19 protein-coding genes are annotated in these 15,625 nt (G+C 61.6%); all 19 read right to left on the bottom strand.

The genetic code is table 11. The annotated features are described in order from the left end of the window. Positions 1–364: 364 nt before the first annotated feature. A complete protein-coding gene (locus tag FXY94_RS09680) occupies positions 365–631 on the bottom strand; it encodes a holin (protein ID WP_016664850.1) in 267 nt (88 codons plus the stop codon). A gap of 55 nt (positions 632–686) precedes the next feature. Further along, positions 687–1,076 carry a hypothetical protein gene (locus FXY94_RS09685; RefSeq protein ID WP_016664851.1) on the bottom strand — a complete coding sequence of 130 codons (390 nt, stop codon included), beginning with the start codon at positions 1,074–1,076 and terminating at the stop codon, positions 687–689. Between the two features lie 4 nt (positions 1,077–1,080). Then, on the bottom strand, positions 1,081–1,515 hold the full coding sequence (locus FXY94_RS09690) for a hypothetical protein (RefSeq protein ID WP_016664852.1): 435 nt from the start codon (positions 1,513–1,515) through the stop codon (positions 1,081–1,083). A gap of 61 nt (positions 1,516–1,576) precedes the next feature. Further along, positions 1,577–2,533, bottom strand: coding sequence for a CHAP domain-containing protein (locus FXY94_RS09695; protein WP_016664853.1), 957 nt, complete (start codon positions 2,531–2,533; stop codon positions 1,577–1,579). Continuing rightward, positions 2,530–2,655, bottom strand: coding sequence for a hypothetical protein (locus FXY94_RS11130; protein WP_016664854.1), 126 nt, complete (start codon positions 2,653–2,655; stop codon positions 2,530–2,532). The genes FXY94_RS09695 and FXY94_RS11130 overlap by 4 nt, the downstream gene beginning before the upstream one ends. A 59-nt stretch (positions 2,656–2,714) precedes the next feature. After that, positions 2,715–3,008, bottom strand: a complete 294-nt coding sequence (locus tag FXY94_RS09700) for a hypothetical protein (RefSeq protein WP_016664855.1) — start codon at positions 3,006–3,008, stop codon at positions 2,715–2,717. A gap of 9 nt (positions 3,009–3,017) precedes the next feature. Further along, entirely contained in the window at positions 3,018–5,099 is a 2,082-nt protein-coding gene (locus FXY94_RS09705) for a hypothetical protein (protein ID WP_016664856.1), read from the bottom strand. Then, positions 5,093–6,238, bottom strand: a complete 1,146-nt coding sequence (locus tag FXY94_RS09710) for a hypothetical protein (protein WP_016664857.1) — start codon at positions 6,236–6,238, stop codon at positions 5,093–5,095. Before FXY94_RS09710 ends, FXY94_RS09705 begins: the two co-directional genes overlap by 7 nt. Further along, positions 6,235–7,104 (bottom strand): hypothetical protein, encoded by an 870-nt coding sequence (locus FXY94_RS09715; protein WP_016664858.1) that lies wholly within the window; start codon positions 7,102–7,104, stop codon positions 6,235–6,237. The genes FXY94_RS09710 and FXY94_RS09715 overlap by 4 nt, the downstream gene beginning before the upstream one ends. Positions 7,105–7,114: 10 nt before the next feature. Then, positions 7,115–7,927 carry a hypothetical protein gene (locus FXY94_RS09720; RefSeq protein ID WP_016664859.1) on the bottom strand — a complete coding sequence of 271 codons (813 nt, stop codon included), beginning with the start codon at positions 7,925–7,927 and terminating at the stop codon, positions 7,115–7,117. Then, complete coding sequence (locus FXY94_RS09725) at positions 7,924–11,343, bottom strand: phage tail tape measure protein (RefSeq protein ID WP_016664860.1); 3,420 nt, start codon at positions 11,341–11,343, stop codon at positions 7,924–7,926. Before FXY94_RS09725 ends, FXY94_RS09720 begins: the two co-directional genes overlap by 4 nt. Before the next feature lie 311 nt (positions 11,344–11,654). Beyond that, positions 11,655–12,188 (bottom strand): hypothetical protein, encoded by a 534-nt coding sequence (locus tag FXY94_RS09730; protein ID WP_016664862.1) that lies wholly within the window; start codon positions 12,186–12,188, stop codon positions 11,655–11,657. Between the two features lie 66 nt (positions 12,189–12,254). After that, entirely contained in the window at positions 12,255–12,815 is a 561-nt protein-coding gene (locus FXY94_RS09735) for a phage tail tube protein (RefSeq protein ID WP_016664863.1), read from the bottom strand. After that, on the bottom strand, positions 12,815–13,036 hold the full coding sequence (locus FXY94_RS09740; protein WP_016664864.1) for a hypothetical protein: 222 nt from the start codon (positions 13,034–13,036) through the stop codon (positions 12,815–12,817). Before FXY94_RS09740 ends, FXY94_RS09735 begins: the two co-directional genes overlap by 1 nt. Continuing rightward, positions 13,020–13,412: a hypothetical protein gene (locus tag FXY94_RS09745; protein ID WP_016664865.1), complete on the bottom strand. Its 393-nt coding sequence runs from the start codon at positions 13,410–13,412 to the stop codon at positions 13,020–13,022. The genes FXY94_RS09740 and FXY94_RS09745 overlap by 17 nt, the downstream gene beginning before the upstream one ends. Further along, positions 13,409–13,762 (bottom strand): HK97-gp10 family putative phage morphogenesis protein, encoded by a 354-nt coding sequence (locus FXY94_RS09750; RefSeq protein WP_016664866.1) that lies wholly within the window; start codon positions 13,760–13,762, stop codon positions 13,409–13,411. Before FXY94_RS09750 ends, FXY94_RS09745 begins: the two co-directional genes overlap by 4 nt. Further along, the gene (locus FXY94_RS09755; protein WP_147594918.1) at positions 13,743–14,138 is read right to left on the bottom strand and encodes a DUF6093 family protein; all 396 of its coding nucleotides are present in this window, start codon (positions 14,136–14,138) and stop codon (positions 13,743–13,745) included. Before FXY94_RS09755 ends, FXY94_RS09750 begins: the two co-directional genes overlap by 20 nt. After that, positions 14,119–14,493, bottom strand: a complete 375-nt coding sequence (locus FXY94_RS09760; RefSeq protein ID WP_016664868.1) for a hypothetical protein — start codon at positions 14,491–14,493, stop codon at positions 14,119–14,121. The genes FXY94_RS09755 and FXY94_RS09760 overlap by 20 nt, the downstream gene beginning before the upstream one ends. Before the next feature lie 85 nt (positions 14,494–14,578). Continuing rightward, positions 14,579–15,613 (bottom strand): phage major capsid protein, encoded by a 1,035-nt coding sequence (locus FXY94_RS09765; RefSeq protein ID WP_016664869.1) that lies wholly within the window; start codon positions 15,611–15,613, stop codon positions 14,579–14,581. Positions 15,614–15,625 lie beyond the last annotated feature (12 nt).

Here is a 15,625-nt window from a genome sequence, read left to right on the forward strand (position 1 = left end):
ACGCTCTGTCCTGAGTGCGGTGGTTCGCCCCTAGCGTCCCACTTATGGCGGGTTGAACACTTTTTGAACACTTCCGCGAAACCGCTTGCATTGCCCGCTTTTAGGGCAGTTGATGCGGCGTCAGCGGCCCGCGCGGGCGTGACCGTGCCACATTCGGTGCATACTGCTGCGGTTGCTCAGATCGCGCGCGAGCTGCACGACGCTGGTATCAATGTCGCGGTGCATTATTCGCCGGTTGAACCGTAGTTTTCGGGCATGAAAAAAGACCCCACCCGGCCCGCGAGGGCTAGGTGGGGGGGAATGCACGAGACCCCCGCGCGAGGCGGAGGTCAAGGCGGGCGGGAACCCGTAGGCTCCTACGTGGTTAGTCTATGTCAGCGCGGTGTGTGTTTCGTGGGTTCCCGTCAAGCGTTTCAGCTCCACCGAAACCGGGGCCGTCACCGCCGGTGCCAGCGATGAGCGCTTTCGCAACCGTAACGATTGACGCGAGGAGAACGTAACTGCCTACTCGCTCCCAGGTCACGTCACCGAACAGCACCGCGTCACCGATAGCGGCGATGAAGGCAGCCGCGGCTGTACCGATTACGCGTTCAGCGGTGGCTTTCCAGAATGTTGCGGTCCAGATGTTCACGGCGCTTGCCTCCAAGGTCTCTCGAGCGCTCCGAGCGCCCAGGCTTTAGTTCCGATCATTGTTTCTCTCCCGTGATAGTGATGGTCTCGAGCCGTGCTTCGAGCTGCTGCCACGTGTAGGGCGGGGGTGGTTTCGCCCCGTGGGCCTCCCATGCGGCGAACTCGGCGAGCCACCGGCGCATGTCTGCGAGCACCCCGCGCACGCGGGCGTTCTCGTCGCGCAGTCGCTGGTTATCGTCGCGCAGTGCCTCGACGTCGTCTTTTAGCTCTGATACCTCTTCGCGAAGGTCGTCGCCGAGTTCACGCCACGCGTCCGAGGCTGCTTTCAGGTTGTCTGTTTCGTTTGCTTTCTTCGTTCCCCGGTTCGTGGTGTACCACGTCAGGAGGCTGATGACGCCAAGAAAACCGCCGCCGCCGAGGAGTTGACCGAGTTCGCCAAGAGACACACTCTCACTCCCCCTTGGTTGGCGTGACCGGTATCTGGGCCACCGTCCATGCACTCGCCCAAAACGTCGCATACGAGATCGCGGTGATGACAGACTCAGCGCGACCGGGCGGCCCGAACGGGATCATGCCCAGAATGGTAGAAACGATGAACATGAGGGTGAGGAACAGTGACACGCCCTGCAACCCCACGAATCCCCATTTGCGGTGGGCTTTCGCGACTAGGCCGGTGAATAGCGACATGGACCCGCCGAGCGCCCACAACACGGCCACGACACTTTGCGTGATGAACGGTGCCCACGCGATACCCGCCTGTCGGGTGTGTGAGGGGAATAGCGCCCACGAGAACCCGATAGCCATATACCCGATGCCTACGAGGACGAGGTATGCACCGATGGGGTCGGCGCGCGTCCATGCGCTTGCCCGTTTGAATAGTCGCATGGCTACCTCACTTCACGGGAAGCTCGAACGCGGCGCGTCACGGTCGCGTTGCCGGTATAAATCATCTGACACCCTTCACACGCTTCAAAGCGACGTCGCGGTCGGCGCGGGTGAACGCGACCCCCCAATGGTTGAGGAACTGCTGGAATTTCCGCGAGGTGGCTTCACCCCAAACACCATCGGCGTTCGCCCCGATGTACGTTTGAATGCACTTCACGAGCGGCGAGTATCCAGAGCGGGTGAACTCGACGTTCGCCTTATTGATGCCCCGCATGTACCGGTAGTTGAAATCACGCTGCCGCGAGAATTTCCCGTCGCGCCACTTCAAACCGAAGTAGGCGTAAAGGGCATTCACGGTATCGCGCCCGCCCTTCCCGTCCACCTTCACGCCGAGGCGGTCTTGGAGGACTGCGACGGACCTCCAACCGAAGCGACCGTCTTCGACGAGGCGCTCACGCTTCGGGCTACTTGGTGCGGGCTTAGCGACGGGCTTCGCGGTGCCCTTCGACGCCGCCGGAGCCGGGGCCGCCTTCCAGTTCGGGCGGATCACGTAACGCACCTGCGAGGGCCTGCGGACACGCCGCGCGACCCTGCCGCCGTTCGACTGCGAACCCTTCGAGCCCGTGGACGTGTTTCCTTCAATGCATTGGAAGTTCCCGGACGTGAGTACCTTTTCGAGGATGCCGACGTGGTTCGCGCGCTTCGTCGCCATGTTCCAATCGAACACGAGCACGTCACCCGGCTGGGCCTGCGACTTCGACACGTGCCCGCCGTGCGACGCGCGATAATTCACGTTATACGACTGCCTGCCGGGGAGGATATTCAGGCATCCGGCCTTCCAGAAAACCCACGTCACGAAAATGTCGCAGTAAGATATTCCGTTCGCGAGTAGCCACTTCTCGTTAGGCCACAGGACAGGCTGAGTCTCGCGGGCATACTTCGTGCCGCGCTTCGGATCATTCCAGCGAGAATAACCGACTTCGCCGGCGGCGATAGCGAGGACTTTCCGGGCGCTCATGCGTCCACCTCCACGTCCGAATAATCGACAGGTTCAGGGGTCTCAACGTCGGGCGTCTCCGAACCTGCCGAGTCCGAGACTTCGACACCTTCGGGAATGTCTGGCAGTTCTTCAGTGTTCACGGTTGCCTCCTTCAGGGCATGAAAAAAGCCCCACAAGGGGGCTGGGTTTCTGTGGGCGGTTATGCGGTTTGTTCGCGTGCGGTTTCGATCTTCTCCCACGAGCTACCAACAACCCACTCGATCGTGTCGTCGGGAATGTTCGACCCGCCGCCGCACTCAGCACACGCCTTCGACTTCGCCTCATTGTTCGCTGCAAGCTCCAGCATGAACGGCTGCACGATAGTTTCCGGGTCAGTGAACCCGAGGCGCGCGAACTCGCCCTCCTTGCCGATCGCGGTTTTGCGGATCGCCCCGCATACGCGGCGGCGCAGGGTTTCGTTGCCGAGCATGACTTCACTCGTGATAAGTGACATTTATTGTCCTCACTTCCAGTAATCAATTTCTAGGGTCGCGTCAGGGTTGCCGCGAATGTACTCGTTGCGGCCCGTGCTGTTCGTTGAGATGCCGAACCCTTTGTAGGTGCCGTTCGCGAATCCGGCGCAGATACCGGGGTCGGTAATATCGAACGTCACCCACGAGTTGCGCTTCACGTTCCTAGACCCCACGTAACGGGATAGCCCGGCCGTGTTTCCGAACGACGAGCGGCCATGCAGATGGAAGTGCGCGACACCGCCCGAAGCGTTGTAGGTGTGCGCCACCCAGAACCCGAGCCGCACCCGCTCGACCTTCGAGCCGGACAACTCGCCGGGCATGTTTCCGAACAGCCAGATGCCCTCACGGTTGCCAACGCGCGAATAGTAGCCCTGGGTAGCGTCATTCTTCCCCGACTGGCGAGACCCGCCACGGTAATACGTCGCGCACGCCGTCGCCTTGCGGGAGGCGTGGCGCTTCGTCTTTACCGGCGGGGGCGGTGGTGGTGGCGGTGTCGGTGTCGAGGCCTTCTCCTCCGGGTCATCCCACGCCTGGCCAGACTCTTCAATATCGGGGCCGATGTCTTCGATCACGAGATCGGCGCGTAAACCATTAAGCACCGCGCGGTGGTAGGCCGACGGCGATTCGGTTCGAACGAGAAAACTGTAGTCTTTCGGCTCCGTAAGGTTGAGGCCGCTCGGCCCGGTCGCGAACGTCGAGTACATGCCCGGCACCACGTGCTCCCACGTGGAAGTTGTGGCCGGGAAGGTGTTGAGCCTGTAAATCTTGTCGTCGCTCACGTATGGCACTTCGAAATATTCCAGACGCGCCCAGACCGGCTGCGTGGGGTTCGAGTTCACGTCAACGCGAAACGGCGAGCTGCTGATCCGGTAGAGCCGCCCCGGCTGCAACGTCGTCCACACCTCCAGCACTCGTGTGAGGCTCTTTCGGAAGTTCGTGTTTGTGGACCTCCTGCCCCACGCGACTACACCGCGCGGGCCGTCAGCAACAACATCTGACAGTTCGCGGCCAGCAACCCAGAGTTTCTCGAACCTGCCTTCGAGGCCCGTCACACCCCCGTCCGCATCCATCGACGCTTTGCCAGTGTCGATCGTGGCGGTGCCATCGCGCGCGATCTTCACGAGCTCCATGTCGTTGCCCTCATCGTCCACGCCGTAGGACGTGAAGCCGTTGGAGTCGATCTCGATCCGCTGCCCCTCCTTTGCCGTGCGGAAAAGGCCAGAGGTAATAATGTTCGCGGCGAGGTCACCAATAACAGCCTCGTCAATCGCCGCGCCGTTCGTGCGAAGGTTCTGGATGAATGCTTTTTGAAATTCGGCGGTGCGTGAGGCAATCGCTTGCGCAACTGCTTCATTGAGTTCTGTCTTATCCGTGACTCGAAGCTGTGAGAGGTCAAGCGAGATGAACCGCGCGACCTCGCCAGCGAGTTCCACCACGTTGATTTGGCCAGCGCCGATCTCGCCCGCCGTGATACGGGAGGCTTCGAGTTCGATCACTTTCGCGATACGCGCTGCCAGCTCACCGATAACCGCGTTCGACAGGTACGACGTGTCCGTCACGGTCATGTTGCGGAATACGCCGTCGATACGCTCACCGAGGTTGCCGTCCGCCTGCTCACGGTCAGTGCGTTCGGCCTCAACTGCGTCTTTCCACGCCTGCTCGGTCGCCGCGATCTGAGCTTCCGCTGCCGCGATCTTCGCGTCAAACTCGCTGAAATCAACGTCACCGACGTTCGCGAGCTGCTCTTTCAGCGCGGGTAGTTCTTTATCGCGAAGGTTCGCTAGGCCCTCCCGCGCCTCGTCCAGCTCGGCCTCGGAGTCCGCGAGGCGCTTCTCAAGCGCCGCCGCGCGCTCCACCGTAGAGTCCAGTTCCACAGCGAACCGGCGAACACTACGACCACGAGGCGCACCCGTCTCCGGGTTAGTGTCCTGCCAGATCACGTCGCCGTGCTCACCGAGATCCTTTATCCCGGCGGGTCGCGTGTCGACTTGCTGCGCCTTCGCGGCGAGCTTCGCCGTCAAGTCAGCGAGCGCGCGTTCCGGGCTAGGCTTTAGATTCGTGCGTTTTACCACGCGAGTTCAGCCCCCAACCTGTCTTGTTGTAGTTCGACATCGGCTTTGTTCGAGTCGAGGTTGTATTTCGCCGCGATAACCCGCAAAAGATGCGCGCCATCCGGAACCTCAAGCCAGCCCCTTGTTACGACCTCCACCTGGTCCCCAACGTGCCACGAACCGATAGGCGCGGTGTCGTCCGAGAAGATCGAGAGGGAGATCTGGTCGAGGGCCTGCGTCGCGACAGCCGCTTCAGCCTTCTGCTTCAACAGGTCCAGGTTCTCCGAATCGCTATCCGTGATCACGTTCTCCAACAGTGGGAACCATTCGGAGATCGTCCCGGCCTCAGCCATGCGCACCGCCGTGCCCGCGCCCTCACCCGCGCCTGTGCAGTAAACCCGGTTCGCGAGGGCTTCAGCAGAGGACGTCACCGAGATAGCCGCAACCGGGGATCTGGCTGCCGTCGCGTCCCACACTGGTGTCACCTTCTGCGCAATACCCGGCTGCGCCTCCGTGCCCGTCACGAGCCGCCACTGGAACTGCGTCCTCTCCTCGTTCGCCCACTCAGCACGGAAGGCCACATCCGGACCACCAATGACTTCGGTAATCTCCTTGATGCGTTTCCACGCGCCGTTGTTCGCGAGATTCCAACCCTCATAGGTGCGTTGCCGCTTCGCTTTTTCTTCCGGGTCGATCACGATGGGGAGGAACCCGTTACGCTTACGGATAGCCTTCTCGACGACCCGCCCCACAATCGACCCGAGCGACACCCCATCCCACGCGATAGTGGACTTGCGTAGCTTGTCCTCGTCCCCCGGCCGGTAGTCCTGGTCCAGGACCACGCGCTTATCCAAAAGCGCCTCCACGCCCGCACAGTCGAACGTGACCGTGCCCGTCTTACGATCTTGCTTCACAGGGGACGTGATAGGGCACGCCGCGATAAGTGTTTCAGGTTGGTACCAATCTTCAAACGAGATCAGCACGCACCCGGCCCACACCGACCACCACTCACGCGACACACCATCGAGTGACGCTTCAGTTGCGACCACGGTCGCCTTCTTCACGTCATTCAATACGTCATCGAGGGACCCGCCGACCGCGTCCAGCTGCGGCCCGACCTGCCCCGTCATCGTTTTACCGAGATACACACGCCACGTCACTGTGCAAGCCCCACATCCGACAGTTCGAAGCCGTTGCCCGGCCAGTTCGCGGACGAACCAATGTAATGGAGGCACTTCACGTTCGGGTCACGCTGCTGGCGGCGCACCACGCTCACCGTGTGGTCACCGCGTAGCATCCACTTCGTTACGGAAACGAACTTCGTTTCCGCGATCTCGCCGACCTCAAACTCGAAAGTCTTGAACACCGCACCGTCCACGACGATCTCCCACACGAACGACCCCTTATAGTTCGACGGCTTCTCAAGCGCCATCGACTGCCTAAGATCGAAACGAAGAAGCCGGTCCGTGGCGAGCGTGAAAGTCTTCGAGAACACCGTCTGCTTCCACGACGGCACCACAGTTCGGTAACCGAGCGTGTCAGTCCACTGGCCAAGCCGCCCCATAGACGCGCCGAGGAGCATCGCGAACCCGTGATTCTCGATACCGGGGGCCGAAGTTGTTGCAGTCACGCCCGCCGGCACACGGCGACGATCAAGCCCCACCGTCCCGGCCGGGAGGGACCCCGCCGCGACTTTGATCGCCCCAGTTTGATCGACGTACACCCATTCTTCGCGAGCGCCGCTCGACGGGGCCGGTTCAGTTGAGACCGTCGCACCGTCGACAGGAACGAGCATCCCCCGCGCGTCACCAACCGGGATATACACCACGCCCGGCGCGACCTTGTACGCCATCTTGGAGGTGCCCGTGACCTCACAGCCACGAACGATCAGGGGCGCATCGCCGACATATAGGCCCCAGAGGACGCGCTGCATATCCTGAGCGGAAGTCCCCTGAAAAACATCTTGCTCTTCCGGCATGGGGCGAGTGCCGATCTTCACCGGTTCTTTACCAAGCGGGTAACCCATTATTTGCCTCCTAGATGTAAGTGTCTCGGTGGTGCACCTCGCACCAACCCTCGCCGCCCTGCAACGCACTGAACTCAGGCGCAATCACCCCGCCCGGGGGAATGCTCACCCAGTCGCGGCGGGAAGCGCGGTGAGTCGTGTTTGAACCGGCCTCGAAGATCGCGCCATCCATCCGCACTTCAACCGGGCGCGCTTTCGTGGTGGGCCACGGCCACGTGATCGTCTTCCGGTTCACGGTGATCTCGAACCCGCCCGGGAAGTTACCCACGACGAGGAGCACCGGCCACGCCTCCGCATTACCCGCGTTACGGATCGGGTCGTTCGCTGCTATGCCCGTCCCGAACGTGAGTACGCCACCACGGTGGAACAGCGGATACTCCAGCCCGACACCCGTACCGACCGGGTGAAGGAACGTCACCTGCTCCGGCGCGTAAAGATACGGGTCGACTGCTGCCAACAGCATGTCGAAATCCGACAGCGTGTCCGTGTCCGGCTCGACCTTCAACTCATCCGCTAACCGAAAATTGTTAGCGAGATCGAGGCCGCCGTGAACCATGCGAACCTCAACCGCCTGCCCGTCGTGAAACAGCCCAGCGAGCCGGTCACGCTCCGCCTGCTGATCGTCACAGTCATCGTGATGAAACAGCCCAGTGATCCGAACGAGCCGGTTAGACCACCGCCCATCCGACGTGTGCTCACCGTGCCCCAAACGGTCCACGGTTTCGAGTCGCACCCCGGGCGTGTCAAACCACCCGGTCACGCGCTCCATATCCCACGGCCCGCGAAGCATATCTACGCCGCCGACGGTTAGTGAATCAATCACACGAGCCCCCTCACCGAGCTAAGCACACGGCCCAGAGTCTGTTCTGCCGCGATGTCTGCCGCTTCACGATTCAACCCGTAGAACTTGTTTTCCACAGTCACGTTGCCGCGGGCCGCGACCGCGTTAGCAAACTCCCGCATAGACGCGCCGTTGTTGATGTACTCAAGTACCGGCCCGAACTTCCTCGCTTGCGCGCCGTTCACGACGTACTCGTCACCCGCGAGAGGCTGAGCCAGATAACGGCCGCGGGCCGCGCCGGGCGCGAACGGCCACAGGACGTTATCCACACCAGGGCCCGGATATCCGCCAGGCACCCACCCGCCAGACGACAACCCAGGCGACACCCAACCGCCGTGCGCGAGACCCGCGGCTCGTTTCGCTGCCGCCAACGCGTTCATGCCGAAAGTGCGGATACGAACCGAAATATCCTTCGAGTGCAACCCAGCGACGCTATTCCGCAGAGCGTCCACGTCGCCCTTGCCGCTAGTTTTCGCGGTGACTTTGACGTTCTTGTCTTTCACAGAATTCAGGTCACCTTTCGCGGCTTTCACGACACGTTCAAGCGCCGATTTTTCCGCCTTCAACTGCGGAGTAGGTTTCATCCCGTCTAGCTCCTTCAACCGAGCTTCCGCAGCGGCCCCCGCAGCCTTCAACTGCTTATCGTTCAAGCCGAGTTTCGGTTCCGGGCTTTGCGCACCGATGTAGGCGAGTTGCAGGTCAGCGGCCTTGACTTTCGTTTGAAGGCCGGAGGTGTCAGCATTCACGACGACGCTCACCAAGTCGGGGAACTTGTTCAATTCCGCTTGAACCTGCTCAGCAGAGGCGAGGGCCTCACCCGAGTTCAGTGCAACATCCGTCTGAATCTTTCTCCCGTCAGCTTCCGCCACCTGGCCACTCCACGCGTCCAAGCTATCGACCGCTGCGCGCTTATCAACCTCAGCCTGCGTCAAAACAGACGGCGGAACCTCCCCAAACTTCGCCACGTAGTTGTCGATCCCCTGCTGCGCCTGCTGCACCTCCAGGTCGACTTTCGTTTGGATCATTTCAGGGGTCAGGCCGAGCTGGTCGGCGTACTGTGCGGCCTGTTCTTTCGTCGCGCCGAACGCTTCCGCTGCGTTGATGATGTCGGTGCGGGCCTTCTGCATGTGGCTCGACGTGAGTTCGCCGTTCTTCTCCAACGCGTCCAGATACTGGAGGCTTGACGAGGCGAGAGAGTCGAGGGCTTCCGCGTTATCCCTAGCGGCCTGTGTCCCGTCCTCCCAGTGCTTGCCGTTCTCTTTCGCTGCTTCCGCTGCGGCCTTCATCTGGTCCTCGTATTCACGGGCCGCGCCACGCACGCCGAGGAACGCGTTACCAATGTCCGACAGTGTCTTCATTAGTTCTTCGTTCGCTTCGGTGAGCGCTTGTGTTGCTTGCTGTGCGGCGCTCATTTCCGGTTCGACTTTGGCGAAGGCTTTACCGGTCGCGTCTACTTGGACGGCCTGCTCACCGAGGGCGATACGCAACAGTTCTGCTTCAGTAGCGTTGAGGCCGTTCGCTTCTGCGATAGCGACGAGTTTCCCGCGGAAGTCCGGCATGAGCTTCAACAGGTTCGACCACGTTTCTTGGCTCTGGTCGGTAGCTTCCCACAGGTTGCGGAATGACGCTTGAGCCGCCGAAAAGTCAGTCGACGCGAGTTCAGCAAGTGACCGACCAAACTCACGCATACGCTGCGCGCCGTCATCCCATCCAGGAACATCGAACCCGATGACGCCACCGAGATCAGCGCTTAGGTTCGACATGCGGTCAAGAATGCCGGGGTTCGCCATGTTTTCTAGGGCTGCCGTGAAGTCTTTAGTGGACTTGATGCCCATGTCCATGCCGTCGAAGATGCGATCCCAGGCCTTTGCAGAGTCAGCGACTTTTAGCGTGTTGATCGCCATTTCTTCCGCGGTTAGCGAGAAGTCCTGCATCGACCCGCCAATGGACGTCAGCGTGTGCACGATGCCCGCAGCACCCAGCACGCCTGCGAACGCTTTGAATGCCTTCGTCGCCTTCGGTGCCGACGTTGAGAATGTTTTGAACGCCTCCACCGAGTCCCGCACCGCCGGGACCAACTTCATGAGGCCACCGCCCGCGAGAAGCGCCACCGACCCCACCGCGCCGAGCGTCCCCACAATCGACTTCACCGGCCCGGGAAGGCTATTGAACGCGTCTGCGAGAGACGCCGCGCCCTCCGCCACCTGCGCGAACACCGGCAACAGTGAAGCGCCCAGACTAATCCCCGCGTCCACGATCCGGTTGAACGCGATACGCATACGCGACTCCGCCGTCTCGTAACGCTGATTAGCTTCCGCGAGGAGTGCCGTGTTCTTCACGAACTCTTCGTTACCGGCAGCAAGCGCCCGCGCCAGCTCCTCATGCGCGCCCGCCAAGCGCAACATCGTGTCCTGCTCGCGAATGCCTTTGATGCCTAGCTCGGTGAGAGTCTGCGCGACAGACCCGCCAGACTCCTGAACACGGTTCAAACCACCGACGAACATTTCCAGAGCCTTCGACGGGGACTCACGCCAAGCCGTCGCGAACTTCTCAGCAGATACGCCCGCGACCTCAGCGAACCCGGCCAGGCCGTCGCCGCCTTCACGGACAGCCGCGTCCATTTTCTTCATGACCATTGACATGGCGGTGCCGCCCGCCTCAGCCTCAATACCAACCGAGGACATTGCTGCGGCAAGACCGAGAACGTCGCCTTCGGTCATGTTCATTTGACGGCCCGTGCCGGCGAGGCGCATGCCCATCGCGAGGATCTCAGATTCAGTTGTCGCGAAGTTATTACCCAATCCGACGAGAGTCGAACCGAGGTTGTCCACGAGGCCCACGTTCGTGCCCATGATGTTAGAGAACCGGGCGAGGCTTGTCGCGGCTTCCTCCGCGGTGAGGTTCGTGGACTCGCCGAGATCGATCATGGTTTTCGTGAACGACGCGACATCTTCCCGGGCGATACCGAGCTGTCCCGCAGCCTCCGCGACACCGGCGATCTCCGCGTGGGTCGCTGGGAGTGTTTTAGCGAGACCGCGAAGTTCGCCTTCAAGCTGCGCCATTTCCTGCGGCGTGCCATCGACGGTTTTCTTCACGCCCGCCCACGCCGACTCCCAGTCCATCGCGGCCTTCACAGCCACACCGAGACCCGCGGCCATAGCGGTGCCCGCGCCGAGCATTGTCGTGCCGACACGAGAATACGACTGTTCCAGATCACGCGCGGCCTGAGCGGCTTTGCTGCCCTTCGAGGCGTTCTTGTCGAGGTTCTGGGAGGCGCGGGACGCGGCGTCGAGTTCACGCGCTAGTCCTTTAGCGGCGGCACCCGCACGGGTCGCGTTCGCCTGGAACTTCGACACATTCAACTCGAGCACTGTGCGGATCGTGCGTTCCTGCGCCACGCGCGCCTCCTACTGTTTTTGTTTGGTTTCGTCGAACCGTGCGAACGCTACGAGGGCCTGCGCGTCCGGGTCATCTCCGCGCGCCCGCATACCGGCTTGGATTGCGCGGCCGACATAACACCGCTTGAACACGGCCTCGAACGCCCGCTGGTTCTTCGGGTCCTGGCACTGCGACGCGTCACCGCCACAGATTGGGCACTTGTTTTTCTCTTCCTCAGCCTCCACGCGGCGGAGGGCGAGGGCGAGGTCGCGGTCAGCGTCATCCCACGCCCTGAAATGGGAATATGGGATGCCGAGAGCTGCCGCTGCTTCTAATTCGTTTCTGAGGTCTGCCGATTCTCGGATTCGGCTAGCGAGAAAGGGACCGCGGTCTGTGAAGTGTTGAGCGACAGGGCAAGTTTGATGATCGTCTGGAACTGCCCGAACGAGATCTCGTCAACAACATCCGCCCACTGGAACCCTTCAACCGGGTTGCCGTGGCCGTCCACCACTTTCGTGATAGCCGCGTCCATGAGCGCCCGGTCGAACGTGTCAGTGTTGAACCCGGTTTCCTTATCGAACGGGTCACCTTCACGCGGGGGGTGCTGTGCCATCAACCGGCCGAAGTCTTTCGGGGCGAGGCGTTCCACCGTAATCACGCGGGCGGCCGTCTTGATCTTGTCTTTCAGCTCGTCCTGTTGGTCCCGGAGGTCGTCGAGCATCGCCCCGGCTTCCTTCGCCAGGTCCTCGTCTTCACTGCGGTTGAAGATCAGGGAGTAGCCCGCAATCTTCTGTTCGAGCTGCTGCCACTCCACTTCGAGGCTGCCGTCAATAGTGGTCGTGAATTCGTGTTTCGGTTGGGGCATGGGGTTCTCCTAGAAGAAAAAAGGGGGGCCGCCAGTGGCAAGGAAACACCGACGGCCCCACGACTATTAGGCGAGCTTCACGTCCTGCAAATACAGGTCGCCCGAACCCGTAGCGGTGAACATGAGGTCTTCACCATCCACCGGTTGATTCTTCGACCGCTGCTGCACGTTCATGCGGTAAACGTCCACCTTCGTTTCAGCCGTGACGGGCTTCTGCGAGTCCCACCCGAACGCCTGCACAACATAGACGGACTGCCCCTCCGGGAGAGCCGTGTACACGGCGTTAATGAGATCTTCCGCGCCAGCCTGCTGGTCATAGATCGCGGTCAGCGTGAGGTCGATCGACTCGCCCGTCTTCACGGACTGCGTGAACTTCTCGCACATGCGCTTACGGTCACGGTTCGTGAGGTTACGGGTCGCCGAGAACCCGTCCATGTTCATGTGGCAATCGGCCTTCACCGTGTCCGCGGCGGTCGTGAGAGCCGTCAGCGGGAACGTCTTCGCCTGATCAGTGAGAGGCGCGCCGATGGTTTCCTTCTGAACGATCCACAGGGGCGTGTTACCGGAGGCGATAACACCGTCCATGCCGGTGGTGGACTGAATGATCTTGAGTGCCTGGTCGCTCATTACTTTGTCTCCTTAGTGAGTTCGATACGCGGTTTCGTTGGCAGGGGCTTGCCGTAACGATCGACGGCGGGGTGTCCTTCGAGAATCTCCGCGCCTGCCTTTGTTGCGAGTGCGCGGGTCGTCGTGTAGTGGGCACCAGAGGTGGGGTGCTTCGCGCGAACCCACTCCCCCGGGTGCTTGTACGGTTCGGTTACTTGGGCGGGTTTACTTTTCGCGTTCATGTCGTCTCCGTTTCGTTGTCCACTGGAACGTGAGTGTCTTGCTCCACGACCGTGGGGCCGTGGCGGTTTCGGGTAGCGGGTCGCCGTCGAATGATGTGTCGGTGAACGTGCCGTCCGGTGTGCCGGTGCGCGCGCCGTCCAACATGTCGGTGACGTAGTAGGCGAGCCATGTGGCTTCCTCTTCGGTCTGCCCGACACACATCACGGTCAATGTGTGCACGCGATCAACGGCTGCGGCAGACATGCGCCGGTTGCCAACCGTGCCGGGAGTGATCGACACGCGGATCATGCGGGCCGGTGCGTCCTTCGGGTTGACCGGAACGCCGAGCGGTTCGAGAAGTCGAACGGCTGCGTCGAAAACGTCGAACGGGTTCACAGCAAGTCCTCCGTAATCTGAGCAACCGCGTCCTCATACCGTGGGACGATCATGTCCGTGGCGGGCCGCAGGTACGGTTGTGCGCGTTGCCTACGTGTTCCGCCCTCGACGTAAGCGCCGTAATTAGCGGTTGGGCCTACCTCGCCGCGGATACTCGAACCGCGCACCGAAACATCCGAGCTAATACTCGAACGAAGGAAACCAGTGTCGACGGGGGCGAGTGTTTTCGCGGTCGCCTCAATGTCTTTCACGGCTTTACCAAGCGCGGTAGTGGCGCGCCGTTGTGCTTTCAACGGGGCCGCCGCGAGGTCGTTCGCGAGACGGTTTATCTCATTCGAGCCGTGAAGCATCACGAACCTCCCTACACGTCAGGTGGATAGCGGACTGGAATGTGCGGGGTGACGTGTCTGTTACCCACAGGACGCGGCCCACCATGCCTGGGGATATAGATTCCGTGATGGTCACGCGGTCGTTAGCCTCTACCCCGTCGGCGTTCCACGGGATAATCACGACCGGGTCAGCGGGTGTTGCTTCCCCCGCGAGGTGCGGGACGCGGGACGCGGCATCGGCCCGAGGTAGCCGCGCCTTGCCCTCCCACACGACAGTGGTCGTTTCCTCCGTCTCCCCCGTGGCACGGTTGAACGTTCCCGTGACCCGCTCGACCCGAACGCGGTCAACCATCACGGCCTCCTGGATAGCGCGGGCGTTAGAAAGAATTGAATCCACGCTCCACCGCCTCGTTACTGCGAGTGTGGTGGCGGAACTCGACAACGAACGGTCCGCCGTCATCGTCTGCCACCGTCAAGTCATCCAGTCGCGCGCGGAGGCGTTCAGCGACTTTCAGCCACGCGTCTGCCTGTTTGTCCCACGCGACGGTGATGTCTTCCACCTGGGTTACGCCGACCATGCGGGTGGCGTTCGCGGCGAGTGTTTCCGCGGCGAGCACTGCAACGCGGAGGGTTGCTTGGAGGTCCGTCGAGTCCAGGTCTACGCCGAGGACGTTCGCGAGTGCCACAATCGTGTCGTCTGCTAGTTGGTCGCTTGTAGCGCCAACGAGTGTGCGCACGGTGTCGATAAGCACGGTTGCCTCCAAAGATTAGAAAGAACAGGGGGCGGGGCGGCCAGTCCCCCATTACCCAAATAACTGGCCGCCCCTGCTTTTGATGTCAGTTGCCGCGGGACACGAACGTGAACGTCGGGTCGATAGCTGCGGCACCAACAATGTGGCGGACACGGTACTGAATCGTGTCGTCATCAAACGAGCCCTCGCCGACCGGGATCGAACCGCCGCCAACACGGTTACCCTGGTCGTTCTTGTAACGAAGGTCAGGAGTCTCATGCCCGGACATGAACGCGGTCACGAGTGCGGGGCGCGCCGTGTTCGGTGCCGGGAGAAGGAACCACGTCTTGGAGGCCTTCGCGTGAGTCGAACGCATGAGGTTCGGGTCAACCACGACAGTGACAGCACCGGCGAGAATGTTCGCCGACGTCACCTCAGTGTCGCCGTCGGTGCGGCGGATCTGCGAGGCGTTTACGATCTCACGTGCCTGGAACTCGAGAGCCGGAGGCACCACGAGAACGAGGTTCGGGCGGACGAGCGGGCGACCGTTCACGTCGCGCTTCTGCGAGACAGTTTCAATGGCTTCCTGGAGCGACTTGCGGGTGAGCGCTGCCGACTCTGGGGCGTTACCGTTAGCGGCCTTGAAGAAGTCCGTGTTCACGTCCGTGCGCTTACCGTTGAGAAGCGCGTCCGCGGTCGCGGTGCCTTCGAGGTCGCGGGCGGCCTGCGCGAGCGTGTCGTGAATGTTGCGGAACGCGCCCAGTTCATCATTCACGATCATCTCGTACGTGAGGCCGAGACGGCGGCCATACTTGCGGGCCTGGAACTCAAACTTCGTCTCGGAGAAGTCCCCCGCCGGGTACTCGGTTGCTTCCGGGACGAGTTCGAGGCCGTTATAGCCGAGAAGCTGCTTATACGTCTGCGGCTTGAAGTTCTGCACCGTGGTGCGGGTCGAGTACTGCGACCACACCGGCGTGAGCGCCTGATAGGCGGCAGCGAGCTTCGTGTTAAACCCGCGGCCGAGGAGCTGCGGGAAGTCGCTAGTGGTGAGCGACTCCACCATGTCGGCCTTCGCGCGGTAGTCACCGGACGAGGCGCGGTCGAACAGACGGTACGCTTCGAGAATTTGCTTGTTAGACACTTAGTCTCCCCT

Source organism: Dermabacter jinjuensis, from assembly GCF_902381725.1.
In the GTDB taxonomy this organism is placed as follows: Bacteria; Actinomycetota; Actinomycetes; order Actinomycetales; family Dermabacteraceae; genus Dermabacter; species Dermabacter hominis.